Below are 16,561 nucleotides of genomic sequence, written 5' to 3' on the forward strand. Positions count from 1 at the left end.
CAGTCATCCTTTCAACAATGTTTATAGGAATTGTACAACCTGGGGCTGTTTTGTCACCAAATGTGTCTCCGCCATTTCTTTCCCATAATCAACCATCACCTTGTGGCCTACGTCCTTCAGGGGAACAGCGGTTATACGCTCTCTGAGCAAAAATACTTCAACGTCAGGGAGCAGCATTTCTAAGGCATACGCGAGTGGAAGCCCATTCTCCATAAGTTCAACGGAATGCGAATTGCCGACGATAAAATTAAGCCCGCGCCGTTTGGCCAGGTCAACAAAAGCATGATCCTCTCTCACCCGGCTGATGCTCGCAATAATCGTGTCGGTCTCGGGATACATGTCCAAGGCCGTTTCCAGATTGCTCATGGAAAATCCGGTATGCGGGAAAAAGTGCAGGACATGCTCTACAGGACTATTCACCGTGCCGCTTAGCAGCTGTGCCGGATTCGCAAGCGTCGCTTCTTGCAGGGAGTTCTCTCCGCGGATTGCCCGTTCTGCTTCAAGAATGTCATCATCCATTTCTCTCCCCATCAAACGATGGATACGTTCCAGGATGTCGCCCGCCGTCTTAATCCCTTCCAAAGCTATTCCTTTATGTAAAATGTTGCCCGGAATTCCGCCGAAGGCAATGTCCGTCTTCAATTTGCGATGACCATGCAAAAATGTCATGCCGGGATGCAGCCCGTGGAACGCTTCGTGCATTTCAATCAGCGCCAAATTGTATAAAGGCAAATAATCCGAGAATGGCACTCCCCCTGAGCTGGCGGCGTCTGCAACGGGATGATGTACAACAATGAGGTCAAGCTTCATGGCTGAGGCCAGCTCGATCACTGATTCGGTCAGGGTCATGCCCACACCGATTTTCTTGACCGGTTGCTTTTTATCGCCGAAAATGAGACCAGGAATTTCAATAACACTTTTGCCCGGGATATTCGAGGTTTTCATAACAACGTACGGGTTCGTTCCCGAAGTAATCTCATTCCAATCCATCACCATCCTTCCTCTAGAAATGGTATTCAGTGCCTCAAGTACTTGTCCTACATCCGTTTGCTTTTGGATTTGCTTCATTTGCGCCCTTCCTTTCTCCTGCTGCTTTTTCTAACTTGCCAAATAACAAATAACCGCTACTTATGAGCATACGGACTTAAAGAATCCGATAGTGTCATTAGTAGCGGTCGTAAAGCTCTCCAGAAATTGGAGTTCCTTAGCACCTGCATGAAAATAGGTTTGTAAAGAGCAGCACTATGGCATCTGATCTCTTGTTCACACAAGGATTCGACCCTTAATGCTCCCTCCTGTAAAACGCTTACACTGCCATCATAGCATAAATTCACGAAAAATACTTTGGTAATTGCATATTGTATACAAAAATATTTTTCAAATGTTATGTCAGTAAATATAACAACAAATAAAGTTCATGTCAATAAGAAGTTGAAAACTTCCGTTCAAAACGCCATTTCACGTCACGTTATATAACACAACTATTCCAAAGGCTCTTTAAACAAAATCACAGTACCTGATAATTCCGTTTCCGGGTCATAATCCTTCAGCACCAGCTTAACCTCCAGGCCAAGCTTACTCTCAATCTGCTGCTTGAGCATGCGCTTGTTGGCTTCCATAAGCAGAATGTCCACGCTAGCGGTCAAACTCCGATTCGAACCATCCAATATTTTCAAAGCCGGTATACGCTTGTGCGTGGCAAAAATAAACACCTTGTCCCCTGATATGTCAACCTTTTGCGATTTGATACCGGTTCCGAATATTTCCTGATTGATAGAATTATAGATCTTAATAATTTCCTGTTTCAGTTCGCCGGGCGAGTATGAATGCTTCATCCAACCGCTCCCCTACCATTTTTTCTCCCATTATATCACAAGGAACTTAGCGAGAATTAAGATTTCCGCTAACTCTTGATTGGAAGGGAACCGGAGCCCTCTATTTGTGAAAAAAAGCTATTTCTTCACCGAAGGGGAACTGCAGGCTCTTATTTGGACTAATAAAAAAACCTCCCATTCACCTTCACTCGGAAGAGGAATAAGAGGTTTTCATGTCACACACCTAAATTGCAAGCACATATACTGGTGCATATGACTATGTCTCCCTTATGAGAAGGGAATATTACAAAGGAGCACTAGTATGCGAATTTTTTTAACGCCATTTACATTGGAAACGGCCACAGCTAAAGTCCGAAAAGCCGAAGATGACTGGAATACACGTAATCCTCAACTGGTTGCATTAGACTACACCGAGGATTGCCGCTGGCGGAACCGAGTCGAATTCCCTGTGGGAAGAACCGAGATCATCGAATTTCTCACGAGAAAGTGGAATAAGGAGTTGGACTATCGACTCATTAAGGAACTATGGTCCTACAGCGGCAATCGCATCGCCGTACGTTTCGCCTATGAATGGCATGACGACGGCGGCCAATGGTACCGTTCTTACGGGAATGAGAATTGGGAGTTTAACGCCAAAGGGTTGAATCAGCGCCGTTACGCTTCCATTAATGATATGCCGATCACCGAGGCTGAACGGAAATATCACTGGCCCTTGGGACGTCGTCCGGATAACTATCCGAGCCTCTCCGAGCTAGGGCTTTAATCAATTAGCGAACCAGGGCTGCCTGCGAGAAAGTCGCCGGTCACTCGCATCCAGTCCTCGAGTGCAGCATTAAGCTGTTCCATCGGTTCTTCGCCGATCGCATCGTTGGATAAATCCGTCGTTTCCCAAGGATCGTCAATCAGATTAAATAACTGTACACGATCGGTTCCTAATCCCGTAAGGGGCGAACGGTAGTAACGGATGAGCTTCCACTCCCCATCCATCGCCATGCGCTGCACATCTTTGTAAACCGAACATACAACGTCTCGGATGGATTCCCCTTCCTCTGAGACGAGCGGGAGCAATGAAAGGCCCTCCGTTCCTTCCGGAAGCTCCACATCAGTCATTGCAGCCACCGTCGGGAAAATATCGATATTACTGGAAAGTCCCGTAATCTGTCTGCCTTGCGGCAAGCCAGGCCCAGACATAATGAGGGGAATTCGAACGCTATGTTCATACAGATTCTGCTTCCCCATTAGACCGTGCTGCCCAAGGGCTAACCCATGATCAGCGGTATACACGATAAGCGTGTTCTCATAGATGCCCTTCACTTTCAGAGCTTCCACGATCCGCCCGATCTCCGCATCCATGTGAGTGATCATCGCATAATAGTCTGCGATATGCTGGCGAATTTCCTCCGCATCCCGAGGCTGGGAAGCCAACTTCTCATCACGAACCAACATTTCCCCATTGTCAAAAGGGTGTTCCTGGCTAAAGTTAGCAGGCAGCGGAATATCGTCCGGACGATACATGGAAGCATAAGGCTCCGGCGCTGTTCGTGGATCATGAGGTGCCGTAAACGCCACATACAGGTAAAACGGGCTCTCATCCTCATAGGCTTCAACAAACTGCACGGCGGCATCGGTAAATAATTGTGTCGAAAACGTTTCTTCGATATATTCCCGCTCCTTGGAATACGCGCCCGTTGGATCGAAGTCTTGGACAGGCACTTGGGTATGCGGGCTCATACCGTAAAAAAACAGCTTATCACCGCCATCAAAGCTTTTCGCAAAACTCGCTTTGTCGTTATGCCATTTACCGACCGCATGCGTATAATAACCCGATTCCCGCAGCGTTTGCGGCATTAATTGGATGTCGGGACGAATGTCTGAAGAGTGCATACATTTGTGCAGTTCCTGTCCGACCATGGTGTGAAAAATGGCTTTTCCCGTATTAACGCACGCCCGGCTAGGGGCACAGACAGCGCCCGTTAATCCTCCGAAAATATGCGTATTCCTGAACGAGACGCCGCTATTCGCTAATCCATCCAATACGGGAGTCTGTAGAACCGTGTTTCCGAAAGCACCTATCGCCTCGTCGCGATGATCGTCTGAAATAAGAAAAACGACATTCGGTCCCTTAGCAGCCTGCATGATTTAGCACCAGCCTTCCCCAAATTTGCCTTCCTTCACTTTTCTATGGGAGATCCCGCATGCGCTTAAATATTTTCAAGGCACCGTCTCGATGCTGAACCATCCAATCCGCCAGCCTTAATCTAAGGAAAAGCAGTTTCTCCACATAGTCGGAATGATCAATCAGATTATCCAATTCGTAAGGATCCTTGCTTAAATCATAGAGCTCATCGAGGTCACCGCAATTAAATACATACTTCATCTTTTCATGACGGATCATTCTTTGTGTATACATCACACTCTCTAGTCCTGAACATTCCGTTACCACACAATCCGGCCAAGAAACCAAAGCCTCAGCGTTATTTCGCAGCATAGGCGCAAACGAACGTCCATCCCGGTTCTCCGCCTTTTCCCGCTCGACACCGGCCAACTCAAGAATGGTCGCATACAGATCGCATGTGCCAACAAAGTGATTTTCTTCACGGTGCACGCTTTCTCCTGCCGGTTTTACAAATAAAGGAATACGGCATGTTTCCTCATACATGAAAAAGGCTTTATCGCTTAATCCGCCATGAATGCCTAGTGATTCGCCATGATCCGCCGAAAAGATAATCGTCGTATTGTCATAGAGATCATTTTCTTTTAAATAAGCAATGATGCGACCGATTTGCTCATCGATGGAGCTCATAAAGCCATAATAATGCTTCACATAGGGAGCAAAAGCTTCCCATTCCTTCGATTTCGCGCTTTTCGCTTTATGGATCGACGGTTTCTTATGCCCGTCATCATAAAAATTAGGCCATGGCTCCAGTTCCATGTCACGGTACAGATCGAGATGCTTGGTCGGTGCCATATACGGCTCATGCGGCCCCCAGTAGTTGAGCGCAAAAAAGAACGGCTTCGAACGTTTACGGAATCGATCCATGTAATGAATAGCCCGTTCTGTCAAATAGTACTCCACCGTCGATTCAATAGGTGAGACCACCTCGGCTGCGGTATGTACATCGAAGTTGCCGGATAACATATTTTTCGTCTCAAATGTGAGGTTATTCTCTTCCAAGTAGTCCTTGAACTGTTTATAGTGATACCCGCCAATCCCATGACCCGGGAAATCGTCCGCTTCATACCCTACATCAGAGGGGAGTGAACGCATATCGTATTTAAATTCCGGAAATTGAATGGCATGTTCGCCCTGACTCAAGTAATGTTTCGTTTCTGCGGAATCATTCCCTTGACCCAAGTGCCATTTCCCGGTATAACCAACACTGTAATTTTGATTCTGCAATTGCCGGCTGAGCAGGTCCGGGTGGTCCGGCAGTTCCCTGATCAAGCAATGCGATCCATACGAGTTTGCCTGCATGCCTACATTAAACGGGTAATACCCGGTTTGCAAAGAGGATCTTGCCGGTGTACAAATCGGACAGCTCGTATAGGCATTCGTAAATACAATGCTATCTTCCGATAACTGATCGAGATTGGGTGTTTGGCACACCTTTCCGCCGTAAGCCTTTAATGTATCCACACGTTGCTGATCGGTCAAAATCAATAAGATATTTTGGTTTTCCCTACTCATTTGATACCCACTCCTCATCGTCATTTTGTTCGTGTTTTGCAGCTATTTATATTCAACCTTTGACGGAACCCATCAGCATTCCTTTGTTAAAGTGCTTTTGCATAAAGGGATAGATCAGCAGCATCGGAGCCGCAGCGATGACAACGGCAGCCATCTTGACCGGTGGTCCGTACTCGAAGCCTTCAACGGCTTGTATCATAGATGAATCACTAGATTCGATGAGCATTTGCCTTAAATACACTTGAAGCGGCCACATCTGTGTGTCGTTCAAATACAGCAGCGCCGAGAAATACGTATTCCAATTTTGCACTAAATAAAATAAGGTGAACGTTGCCACCGCCGGCATCGAAAGCGGCAGCACGATCCGCCAAAACAAGCGAAGTTCACCGCAGCCATCCATACGCGATGACTCTTCCAATTCAGCCGGGAAGTTTTGGAAAAAGCTTCTCATCACAATCAAATGAAAAGGTGCAATCGCCCCCGAGAGCCAGAGAGAGCTATAGCTGTCCAATAAACCGAACGCTTTGATGACCAGGTAGGTCGGGATAATACCACCGCTGAACAGCATGGTGACCAGCACTAGAAAATTGATGGTTTTACGGCCGGGCAACCAGACCTTCGATAAGCCGTATGCCATCAAGCTGGTCATCGTGATATTAATCGCCGTTCCGATGATCGTAATGACGAGCGAATTTTTGAAAGAAGTAAGGAAATTTTGCTCCCGCAGCAGAAACTGGTAGGAGTCGAGCGTCCATTCCTTTGGAAACAAGAAGAAACCTCTTGATATCACCTCATGCTTGGTAGCAAACGAAACAACCACGACATAAATGAAAGGCACAACTACAAGCAGCGATGCGAGAGCTAGTAAAGCGTATACGATCCAAACAAACAGACGATCGGTTCCTTTGGCAGCCATTAATATACACCCTCTTCCCCAAACCGCTTCGCCAGCGCATTTGCCGTGATGACAAGTACAAGACCAATGGCTGATTTAAACAACCCCACTGCCGTCGTAAAACTGAATTGCGCCGAGAGGATACCTGATCGATAAACATACGTATCGAAAACATCGGATACCTCCATGTTGAGCGGATTTTGCAGCAACAACACGTGTTCAAAACCAATATCCAGCACTTGACCCAGCCGCAAAATAAACATAATGAAGATAACGGATTTGAGTGCCGGAAGGCTAATATTCAGCATCTGCTTCCATCGGCTTGCGCCATCTACGACGGCCGCTTCGAACAAGGTTGGATCTACGGAAGCAAGCGCAGCCAGGAAAATGATTGCACTCCAACCTGTTTCTTTCCAAATGTTTTGAATCAAATACATGGACCGAAAATAATCGGGATTCGTTAACAGATCGAACCGCTCCCAGCCCCAGGAAACGAGCATTTTATTCAGTGCCCCGTCTTGTGTAGAGAAGAGAATGACTGTCATGCTGACAACAACGACCCAGGACAGAAAGTGAGGCAAATACGTAATGGTCTGCACCGATTTGCGGTAAGCCTTCATTCTGACTTCATTCAGCAGCAAAGCTAGAATGATTGGAGCCGGAAAAAAAAGAAATAAGTTCAAAGAACTCATAATCAATGTGTTGCGCATCAAAAACCAAAAATCAGCTTCCGTAAATAGGCGGCGGAAATGCTCCAAGCCGACCCAATCACTATGGAGAAAGCCATCAAATGGATCATAGTCTTGAAAGGCAATGGCAATGCCGAACATTGGTAAGTAGCGAAATAGGATGAAAAAAAGCACGCCCGGTGCAATCATCGCATAAAGCGGTAGTCCACGGCGGAGCAGTTTCTTAGTTGTGATCATTGTCGTTCCCCCTTCCTAAAGGATAAGACGCTGTGTAACAAAGAAGGAAACCACGAAACCGTGGTTTCCCCAGTAGAAGATTTACTTCATTTTCGCATAAATATCGTTGATCTCTTTCGTAATTTGGTCGCCGCCACCGGATTTCCACTGTTCGACCGCTTTATCAATGCTTTCAACCGGCTCCTGGCCTACGATGACTTTGACAATGGCATTCGTAAACTTTTTGTCCAGCTCACTGCCGACTTTCGTCTGCGTTTCTGAGACAAGACCTGCTCCAGGATTGTCATATCGGTAAGGTTCTGTGTTCTTAAACCAGGTAAGCACTTTGTCACCGTAGGATTTGTCGTCCCAAATGCGAATTTGGATGCCAGGGTCAAAGCGACGGAAAAACCAGGTAGACAAAATTTGTGGACGATTTGTGTTGAAGGCCGGAAGCATGGTTACTTTATCGCCTTCTTTCTTGTAATCCACACCTTCAATACCGTTCTTGATTAACGTATATCCTTCGTCAGAAAGCATATAGTCAAGCAACCTCATGATGCGCTGCTGTTTTTTCAAATCTGTTTTGGCATTTACAACGATTTTCGTCGTACTGATGACCGTCGTGGCAAACTGTAAACCCGTCGGGCCCTTCGGAGGAGTAAGCTGCACAATATCCGCTTTCGGATCTAACTTTTGTAAATTCGGTAGCGTCCTTGTATAGACTTCATTCGGATTTACCTCTCCAATGCCATTCGTATTCGCTTCTAGCTTATTCAAAGGATCGAATTCTTTGTTGACAGCGAAGTCTTTGTCCAGTACCCCTTCCGCATAAGCTTTATGCAAGAATGTGGCAAGGTCCTTCCATTCCTTCGTTTGAGATTGCATCGGCACCAGCTTGCCATCCACCGTTTTCCAATTATTCGCAAGTCCAAAGGCGCCTTTTAAATAATCAATATTTCCAAAGCCCCCATTCACACCAACATTCATGCTGAAACCGACCGTATCTTTCTTACCATTACCGTCCGGATCTTGATCAGCGAAGGCTTTGGCCACATTGTAAAACTCGTCCACGGTCGTCGGCATTTTCAAGTTCAGCTTATCCAACCAGTCTTTGCGAATGGATAAATTGCTGCGGAAGCTTGGCGCATACATCGGCAAGCCATAGATATGATCCTTCGGATTCATCATTTGCAGATCGCGCTCTGGAAGCTCCTTGGATAAATTCGAGTATTGCGGGAGCAGTGGTTTTAAATCTAAAAATACACCTTTCTCCTGCCACTTATTGTACGAGGTTGCATTCCATATCTGGAAAACGTCAGGGAAGGTATTCGAGGCAGCCATGACATTAAGTTTCTCTTCATAGTTGTCACCGGGAACCCACTGAAACTTCAAATTAATGTTCAACTTTTCATTTAGCTTCTGAATCATAGGGTGATTCTCCGGCCAGCCTCCGCCTATCGCTGTGCTGACGAGCATCGTGATATCCATTTTCTCTGAACCGTCATCCACATTCGCATTCTGCTTGGCTGTTGGCTGAGCCGATTCCTTTTTGCCGGCAGTCCCATTGCTAGTGCTGCAACCTACCAGGCCTGCGGCTATCATTAACACCGAAATTGAAAGCGGTAACACTTTCTTCATGGTTTGCTCCCCCTCATACTCGTTATGTAAGTTTTTACATCCTCAGTATAAAACAGAAGAGAAAAACACTCCTTAACCGTATTCACGATTTCCTATCCGATTTCACGAATCTATTCCATGTCCACTTTTCTGCGATAAGGTAATCGAATGGATACAACCGTTCCTTGTCCGGGAAACGAATCAATTCGAATTCCGTACTTACGGCCATATCGCAGAACAAGCCGGGCATGTACGTTGGAGAGACCTAATGAGCCGCTGGCAGACGGAAAACCGTTGGGATTCTCAGACTCCTTGCGCAGCAAATCTTGAATGTCCTCTAGCTGAGATTCGGGAATCCCTTTCCCATTATCCGCAATTTCCAAGATCAAATCTCCGCTCTCTTCAAAAGCGTTGATGATGATCGTCCCTTCCCCGCCATTGGGTTCAATCGCATATTTGACGGCATTTTCTACGATTGGCTGTAACGTCAACTTCATGCACAAACAATCGTAAAACTTCTCATTCACCGAGATGGTACGGATAAACGACATAGGAAAGCGGAGCTTCACGATTTCCAAATATTTCGCCATAATCGTCAGCTCGTCGTGAAGTGTAACCTCCTCGTTCTCGAACCTTGCCGTATAACGATAAACGTCGGCTAAATTCCGCGAGATTGTCTCAATACGTGGCACATTTTCTAAAAAGGCCATACTTTTGATAATCCCCAGCGTGTTGTATAACAAATGGGGATTTATTTGATTTTGCAAAGCACGAATCAAAGCTTCCTTTTGCCTGAGCTCCAGCTTCATCTCTTTCATTTGGAGATTAGTGACCGTCGTCATCAATTGGTCCAGCCGAGAGACCATGTGGTTGAAACCCACGTTCAGGCTTTGCATTTCATCCTGCTGATTGGATAAGTATGCCCGGACATTCAAATCCCCGGTCGACACTTTCGCCATTAAATTTCGCAAGGTAATGACTGGTTTGACAAACCGGCTAGTCATGAGCGGAATAATCGTCACAATAATGATGGCTACGGCAAGAAAGGCGATAATAATCGACCGCTCCACAGCTTTGGCGCCTACTTCCAGCTCACTTTCAGGAACCATAGAAACAACGTGCCAATTCATCCGGTTCGTTTTGTTAACGGATATAAGCCAATTTTGCCCATTCCAATCCTGATTAAAGGTTTCGTTTCCTTCATTCAGCTGAAGACTGGACAGAGGCGTATTGGCCCTAGGGATGCCAAGCCACTCGTCATTGGGATGATAGATGATGGTATCATCTGGCGACACGACAAAGAAGTACCCCGTATTCCCAATTCGCACGTCTCCGAAGGAGGCACTGATGCTTTTGGGCATCACATCGATGACGAACCTGCCGATAATATCCATCGATACGGTGTCATAGACGGGCATAACAATAGAAATTACCGCATATCTGGGTTGTTGCGGATAGTTCGTCAAATGGGTGGGAATGATTTGGATCTGTTGATCATAATCAAGCGGAAACCATGGCTCTCGCCAGTAATAGGAAGACTGCGAATAAAAGAAGCTGTTCATCGACACCATCTGGTTATTCGTGGACATCAGAAACATACCGACGATTTCCGGATGATTCATCGCAGTAAACTTGCGCATCTCCTTCTCAATCGCTTCAGTTTGCTCCGGCAATAGGGTCTGGCCGCGCAGAAACGCTTGGAATTGTGCATTCGCAGGCATGGGCGCAGATGTCTGGATGATTTGCTCAATATAATCATTCATTCGGAAGCTGAACCGTGAAGCGGCATCATTGGAAGCGGCAACAAAATCACGCTGAATCACCTTTTGAAACGCTTGATTCGATATCAGCAGGACAACAAGCAACGACAACAGGTTGACCAATAAAAAGCCAATCGTCATTCGCGTTTTAATGGAATGGATTTTCGTTTTCAGAAGCACGTTACATACCCATTCCTTTCCGAAAATCATTTGGTGTCCTATCGGTCAATGCTTTAAAAACCCTATTAAAATAGGGCAGTGAAATAAAGCCAACCATTTCAGCGGCCTCATAGATTTTAATGTCATCCTCCACCAGGAGCGCCTTCGCCTTCTGGATCCTGACGCCATTCAGATAGTTAACGAAAGATTGTCCCGTATGCTGCTTGAATAAATAACCGAAGTAAGACGGGCTCAAATTCGCAATCTGAGCTATTTTGACTAGTGTTAACTGCTGCATGTAATGGCTTTCAATATAGTCGGTCGTTTTGCGGATGACTGCGCGCACTTCGGCGTTTGCCGACTGATTGGATTGCAGGGTCAACGTCTCCAGCAGGCTTTGAAAATAGCGCAAAATATCGTCATGATGATCCCAAGCCGGTCGAGCAGGCAGCTCGCAGCTCTCTTTATCTCCCTTGATCAATTCCGTTAATTTGCCGGCAAAAATCTCCAATATCGTTCTACGTGTTCCCGGGCGAGCCGATTGCAGCTTGCGAATTTCATTCAGTATGCTCGTCAGCTTCATAAGCCGTTTCTTCGCATCCCATTCATGCATCTGCTCGAGAAAGCTCACGATTTGCTTGAGATAACCTTGCATCTCCTTAAACATGGCCATTCGGTTCAATGACCGATGCAGCGCATCCTTGAGTTCATCCTTCATGAGCGGCTTCAGCAAATATTCCGAAACGCCGTACCGCACGGCTTGCTGGGCATAAGAAAAATCGTCATAACCACTTACAATGATGGAAACGATAGGAAGCCCGGCCTCCTCAATATCACGAATCAGCTCTAAACCGTCCCGTCTCGGCATCCGGATGTCGGTCACGAGTATTGCAGGCCACAGCTCATGTATCATATTCCATGCATCCTCACCGTCCATGGCTTCACCGACAATCTCGAAGCCTTCACCGATTTGCTCGATCATTTCAACCAGCTCACTGCGCAACCATAGTTCATCTTCAGCAACAACGATTTGTACCATATTGGATTCCTCCCTTTACAAAATGGTTGCGATTATCATACCACTATGGATTATGTTAATAAATCATTAACACGCAATATTCTTCTTTGACGGAGTCAATATAAGCAATGATTTGCCCACATTTTGCAAAGAAAACGGTTTCATCATCCCCCAAGATAAAGAGAAGATTCATATAGATTCATATCGCGCAGCATCGAAGGAGCTCTTTTACCCATGACCATTCCAAAAAAACTAGGCCTATTTGCCATTACATGGCCTTTATTTATTGAATCATCCTTACAGGTGTTTATGCGAACTTCGGATACGTTCATCGTGAGTCATATTTCGGATGAAGCCGTTGCAGCGGTTGGCGTCAGCAATCAGCTCATTATTTTTTTATTTTTGCTGCTGCAAGTCATCTCAACCGGTTCAGCCATCGTGATTTCACAATGTTTGGGCGCGAATAAAAACAGAGAAGTCAAGAAGTTTGCCGCTGGAGCCATCGCGCTTAATTTCCTGTTCGGCTTTCTGGTCAGCCTGTGTATCGTATGCTTCAGTAAACAGCTGCTGCAGCCCTTCGGGTTGGAGCCAGCTGCACTGGAGCAGGCCCGCATCTACTTCTCAATCGTGGGCGGCTCTTTATTTATTCAGGCCGTTAATCTGACCATTGCATCCATCACGCAGGTGCATGGGTATACAAGATATACAATGGCGGTCAGCTTAGGCGTTAACCTGGTCAATTTGACGGGCAGTATTTTATTTGTTTTCGGCCCTTTCGGCTTTCCCAAACTTGGCGTGCCGGGTGTGGCGATCTCAGCAATCGTCAGCCAATTCATTGGACTCCTGGTGTACAGCATCATTTTAAGAAAAATCGTTCGATTGAACTTATCCTTCAGCAACTTTTACAAAGCTAGATTTGCAGATCTGAAAAAAATATTGACCATCGGGATTCCGACAGCCGGGGGCTCCCTCGTCTATTCGATTAGCCAACTGATGACTACCTATTTCATCACGCAGCTTGGCGCTGAGATGCTTTCCACCCGGATTTATACCCAAAATATCATGACATTCATTATGGTGCTGGCCATCTCCCTTGGACGGGGAACTCAAATTATTATCGGCCGACTGGTCGGCGCCGGGGAAAAGGAAGAGGCTTACAGGCAGTTGTTTCGCAGCTTGCTGCTCAGCTTACTGCTTTCACTTGCCGCGGTCACCTTAACCGTTTTGTTCAGAAAACAGCTGATCGGTATGTTTACGGATAACGTCGAGATCATTACACTGGGGGCGTTTTTACTGACGTTTGGTTTCCTTCTGGAGCCTATACGCTGTCTGAACATTGTGATAGGTGAAGCCCTCCGGGCTGCCGGTGATGCGCGATTCATTCTCCTTATTGGCGTGGGTGTCATCATGGGACTGTGTGTCCCGTTGACCTATTGGGTAGGCATTCGTCTAGGGTACGGACTCGTAGGGATGTGGGGTGTATTCATCATGGATGAAGGCTTGCGGGGGCTTCTCTTATTATTTCGTTGGAAAAGCAGGGCCTGGGAGAACAAAGTGTTGGTCACCAGGGAGGAAGCAGGCTAGATGGAGCCATCTAGCCTTTATAAATCTTGAGATAGCCGAATCATATCGATGACTTGTATCCCATTTTCAATAATTTCTTCCTCATAATGTCTAATAAAAAAGTCCTTGTCTATGCCCGTTATTCTAAAACCGCATTTCTGATAAAGGGCCAGCTGACCAACACTCGAATTTCCGGTACCTACCTCGATGGTTTTAAATCCGAGTCCCGTGGAAATTTGTATGGCATGCTTCACTAGCTGTTTTCCGTAGCCTTTGCCATGATGCCCTTCGTCTACGGCTACATTTACTAACTCTACTGTATCGGGTCTTGTTGGCAGTAAGACATAGACACCTACGATTTGCTCATGCAATAAGCCAATAAAGCATTGCCCTCTTTGAAGATAGCCTTCGACAAGCTTCTGTGAGGGATCCGCTAACAATAGCAGCTCTAATGGCGGTTGTTCATTCTTTTTTAACTCTCGTATTTGCATGTTTATTACGCCTCGATTCTTATGAAGTGCTCAGAAGTTCTCAAATCCATGCGAATGGCTTAGGGGAACTGCTTATAGGTTGGGCACGCTCCAATTCCTCGGCAATGATGCGAATGCCCTCTTCCATATCCTGTTCATCCGTCCGTATGATGCTAAGCCGCAGCAAGTTCATTTTGGGAAAAGAAGAAAGATACTGCTGATCGGATGGCACCACGTCAACTCCCCGAATCTCCAACCGCCTGACCATTTCTTCTGTACTGGTGCCCGGAAGGCGTATGGAAGCGAAGACCCCTCCGCTAGACTGTACGGAATATAAAGATTCACGTGGCAATAATCGCTTTGCAATTTCCCCTAATGTTTTTATGCGATGATGGTACAAAGATTTCATTTGCTTGGCATGATGCGCATACATCCCGGACTTCATGTAAATCTCCAATACACCTTGAGAAAGAACGGAGGTGCTCAGATCCGCCGTTTGTTTATGCAAGTGGAGCAAAGGAATTAACGAATCCGGCACCGCTGCCGCCGCAAGCCTTAAACCAGGCAGCATCACTTTGGAAAAACTTCGCAGATAAATCACATGACTGGCGCCATGATAAGCGCGAATTGGATCTGCTTTCGAATTTGTTTCCAGATCAGCCAGATAATCATCCTCAACGATGTAAACGTCGTAAGTTTTGGCAAGCTCTGCTAGTCTCTGCTTCTCTTCTTGCGTATAGGAAGTACCTAACGGATTATGAAACCGTGGAATGGTATAAAAGAACTTGATCATATTGCTTTGAAAATGGCGCTCCAAGGCTGCCCAGTCCATCCCGTCAGGCGTTCTTTCGATACCGATGACCGTTTGTTTTTGAGCTTTTAATGCAGCCAGCATCCCCCAATAGGTTGGTTGCTCAACCAGAATGTTCGTTTTTCCGTTAGGGAAAGGCATCCCGGATAGAAGATGAAGAGCTTGCTGCGCGCCTGAGAAGACAAAAATTTGCTGTTCGGAAGCGAATACCTGCTGCTGTTGAAACAGTTTCACAAGCTCTTGGCGAAGCGAAAGTAAACCTTGCGGATCGGGATAGGTGAAAATCGAAGCCTCAAATAGATCCATCGCTTTGTTCATGCATTGACGAAAGTCACTTTGTGAGATCGATGATGGATCTGGAGCAGCGGAGGCAAAATCAATTCGTTTTGTTTGAATCAAAGGAAGCAGCGCTTCTTGGGCAACAACAAAGTAACCGCTCTTCGGACGGGAATAAACCAGATTTTTGTTTTCCAGTTCCTGATACACGCTAATGATGGTGTTAAGGCTGCAATCATATTTCTCGCTCTGTTTCCGGATTGACGGCAGTTTTTGGCCGGGTTTAATGAGACCACCCACGATGTCAGTGCGGATGCTCTGTATGATGGATTCCTTTTTACTTGTCATACATGCACCTCCAAACAAAATCTGTACCCATACAAACTGAAATAACATCAGTGTACACTGCCCATTGTACCTAATATAATACAAATCACCAAGTAAAAGATCTATTTGAGGTGATTTAAAATGAACAAAACGGCAAATGGCTGGTTTAGCGGAATGTTAGGCGTACTTATCTTTAGTGGATCTTTGCCGGCAACACGTTTGGCTGTCATGGATTTCCATCCTTTGTTTCTCACCGTATGCCGAGCCGCCATAGCTGGTGTACTGGCAGGCGTATTACTCCTCATCTTTAAGCAGCAACGGCCTATCAAAAGCGACATCGTTCCTCTATTGTTAATAGCGCTTTGTGTGATTGTAGGGTTCCCCCTGCTGACTGCCCTAGCGCTCCAATATGTTACGGCTTCGCACGCGATTATCTATGTGGGGCTTCTGCCACTATCAACAGCGATTTTCGGTGTATGGCGAGGTGGTGAACGTCCACGACCGATCTTCTGGATGCTATCCGTCTTGGGCAGCTCCCTTGTGGTCGGATTCGCTTTAATAAATGGAGCTTCCTCTTCGTTTATTGGTGACGGGCTCATGCTGGCGTCTATTATTGCTTGTGGTTACGGTTATGCGGAAGGAGCTAGACTCTCACGGAGATTAGGGGGCTGGCAGGTGATCTCTTGGGCGCTTATCTTGTCGCTTCCCGTTATGGCACTGCTTTCATTGTATTTCAGGCCGGATTCTTGGTCTAGCACCAGTGTTACATCGATCCTGAGCCTCGCTTACGTTTCCTTATTCAGCATGCTCATCGGTTTCGTTTTTTGGTATCGCGGTCTTGCTCTAGGAGGAATTGCTGCTGTCGGGCAGTTGCAGCTCCTTCAGCCATTCTTTGGTCTTTTATTATCCGCTTTATTATTGCACGAGTCCATTGGATGGCCCGTCTTTATGGTCAATATGGGTGTGGTGTTGTGCGTGGCGTTTGCTCGGCGATTTGCGGTAAAGTAGGAAAACTACATTACTGCCAATAATTGGGAACGGCAGCCAATTGTCGGCTGTCGTATGCGTTAAACTTTTCAGTTGCCTCGGTGGCTTTTTTCATCCCAGCTCGCATATATATGATGCAAAAACTCTGGAGCTGGGCAAAGAAGGTGAATGTCCCAATGCCTATTTTGGGGAGGAGTTAATTTCCCTCCGTAGTTTAGCTTGTTAAGAGCCTAGTAGGAGCGAATTT

Annotated in this window: 14 protein-coding genes; 3 read left to right on the top strand and 11 right to left on the bottom strand. The window is 46.3% G+C overall.

Annotation, left to right across the window (positions count from 1 at the left end; translation table 11 throughout):
• Window positions 1-21: 21 nt before the first annotated feature.
• Together ACKTT9_RS27650 and ACKTT9_RS27655 are read right to left on the bottom strand one after the other, a co-directional pair.
• Window positions 22-1,068, bottom strand: coding sequence for a Nif3-like dinuclear metal center hexameric protein (locus ACKTT9_RS27650; protein WP_407868440.1), 1,047 nt, complete (start codon window positions 1,066-1,068; stop codon window positions 22-24).
• Between the two features lie 413 nt (window positions 1,069-1,481).
• Window positions 1,482-1,835 carry a Na-translocating system protein MpsC family protein gene (locus ACKTT9_RS27655; protein ID WP_127455782.1) on the bottom strand — a complete coding sequence of 118 codons (354 nt, stop codon included), beginning with the start codon at window positions 1,833-1,835 and terminating at the stop codon, window positions 1,482-1,484.
• 301 nt (window positions 1,836-2,136) lie between these two features.
• Here ACKTT9_RS27655 and ACKTT9_RS27660 point away from each other — a divergent pair, with 301 nt between their 5' ends.
• Window positions 2,137-2,598, top strand: a complete 462-nt coding sequence (locus ACKTT9_RS27660) for a nuclear transport factor 2 family protein (RefSeq protein WP_157319361.1) — start codon at window positions 2,137-2,139, stop codon at window positions 2,596-2,598.
• Here the strand turns inward: ACKTT9_RS27660 and ACKTT9_RS27665 are convergent.
• The 7 genes from ACKTT9_RS27665 to ACKTT9_RS27695 form a co-directional block, all read right to left on the bottom strand.
• A complete protein-coding gene (locus ACKTT9_RS27665; RefSeq protein WP_407868441.1) occupies window positions 2,595-3,971 on the bottom strand; it encodes a sulfatase-like hydrolase/transferase in 1,377 nt (458 codons plus the stop codon). The genes ACKTT9_RS27660 and ACKTT9_RS27665 overlap by 4 nt on opposite strands.
• A 43-nt stretch (window positions 3,972-4,014) precedes the next feature.
• Window positions 4,015-5,523: a sulfatase-like hydrolase/transferase gene (locus ACKTT9_RS27670; protein ID WP_407868442.1), complete on the bottom strand. Its 1,509-nt coding sequence runs from the start codon at window positions 5,521-5,523 to the stop codon at window positions 4,015-4,017.
• Window positions 5,524-5,575: 52 nt separating this feature from the next.
• The gene (locus ACKTT9_RS27675; RefSeq protein WP_407868443.1) at window positions 5,576-6,439 is read right to left on the bottom strand and encodes a carbohydrate ABC transporter permease; all 864 of its coding nucleotides are present in this window, start codon (window positions 6,437-6,439) and stop codon (window positions 5,576-5,578) included.
• Entirely contained in the window at window positions 6,439-7,344 is a 906-nt protein-coding gene (locus ACKTT9_RS27680; RefSeq protein ID WP_407868444.1) for an ABC transporter permease, read from the bottom strand. The genes ACKTT9_RS27675 and ACKTT9_RS27680 overlap by 1 nt, the downstream gene beginning before the upstream one ends.
• A gap of 81 nt (window positions 7,345-7,425) precedes the next feature.
• Entirely contained in the window at window positions 7,426-8,964 is a 1,539-nt protein-coding gene (locus tag ACKTT9_RS27685) for an extracellular solute-binding protein (protein WP_407868445.1), read from the bottom strand.
• Window positions 8,965-9,074: 110 nt separating this feature from the next.
• A complete protein-coding gene (locus ACKTT9_RS27690) occupies window positions 9,075-10,883 on the bottom strand; it encodes a sensor histidine kinase (RefSeq protein ID WP_407868446.1) in 1,809 nt (602 codons plus the stop codon).
• A gap of 1 nt (window position 10,884) precedes the next feature.
• A complete protein-coding gene (locus ACKTT9_RS27695; RefSeq protein ID WP_407868447.1) occupies window positions 10,885-11,901 on the bottom strand; it encodes a response regulator in 1,017 nt (338 codons plus the stop codon).
• A 213-nt stretch (window positions 11,902-12,114) separates the two neighbouring features.
• Between ACKTT9_RS27695 and ACKTT9_RS27700 the strand changes: the two genes are divergently transcribed.
• On the top strand, window positions 12,115-13,464 hold the full coding sequence (locus ACKTT9_RS27700; RefSeq protein WP_407868448.1) for an MATE family efflux transporter: 1,350 nt from the start codon (window positions 12,115-12,117) through the stop codon (window positions 13,462-13,464).
• A gap of 17 nt (window positions 13,465-13,481) precedes the next feature.
• Here the strand turns inward: ACKTT9_RS27700 and ACKTT9_RS27705 are convergent, their stop codons facing one another.
• Together ACKTT9_RS27705 and ACKTT9_RS27710 are read right to left on the bottom strand one after the other, a co-directional pair.
• Window positions 13,482-13,934, bottom strand: a complete 453-nt coding sequence (locus ACKTT9_RS27705) for a GNAT family N-acetyltransferase (RefSeq protein WP_407868449.1) — start codon at window positions 13,932-13,934, stop codon at window positions 13,482-13,484.
• Window positions 13,935-13,974: 40 nt separating this feature from the next.
• Window positions 13,975-15,348: a PLP-dependent aminotransferase family protein gene (locus ACKTT9_RS27710; protein WP_407868450.1), complete on the bottom strand. Its 1,374-nt coding sequence runs from the start codon at window positions 15,346-15,348 to the stop codon at window positions 13,975-13,977.
• A 120-nt stretch (window positions 15,349-15,468) separates the two neighbouring features.
• On the opposite strand from ACKTT9_RS27710, the gene ACKTT9_RS27715 reads away from it, so the two are divergent.
• Window positions 15,469-16,335 carry a DMT family transporter gene (locus tag ACKTT9_RS27715; protein WP_407868451.1) on the top strand — a complete coding sequence of 289 codons (867 nt, stop codon included), beginning with the start codon at window positions 15,469-15,471 and terminating at the stop codon, window positions 16,333-16,335.
• Window positions 16,336-16,561 lie beyond the last annotated feature (226 nt).

Source organism: Paenibacillus sp. P36, from assembly GCF_045866505.1.
GTDB lineage: Bacteria > Bacillota > Bacilli > Paenibacillales > NBRC-103111 > Paenibacillus_E > Paenibacillus_E chondroitinus.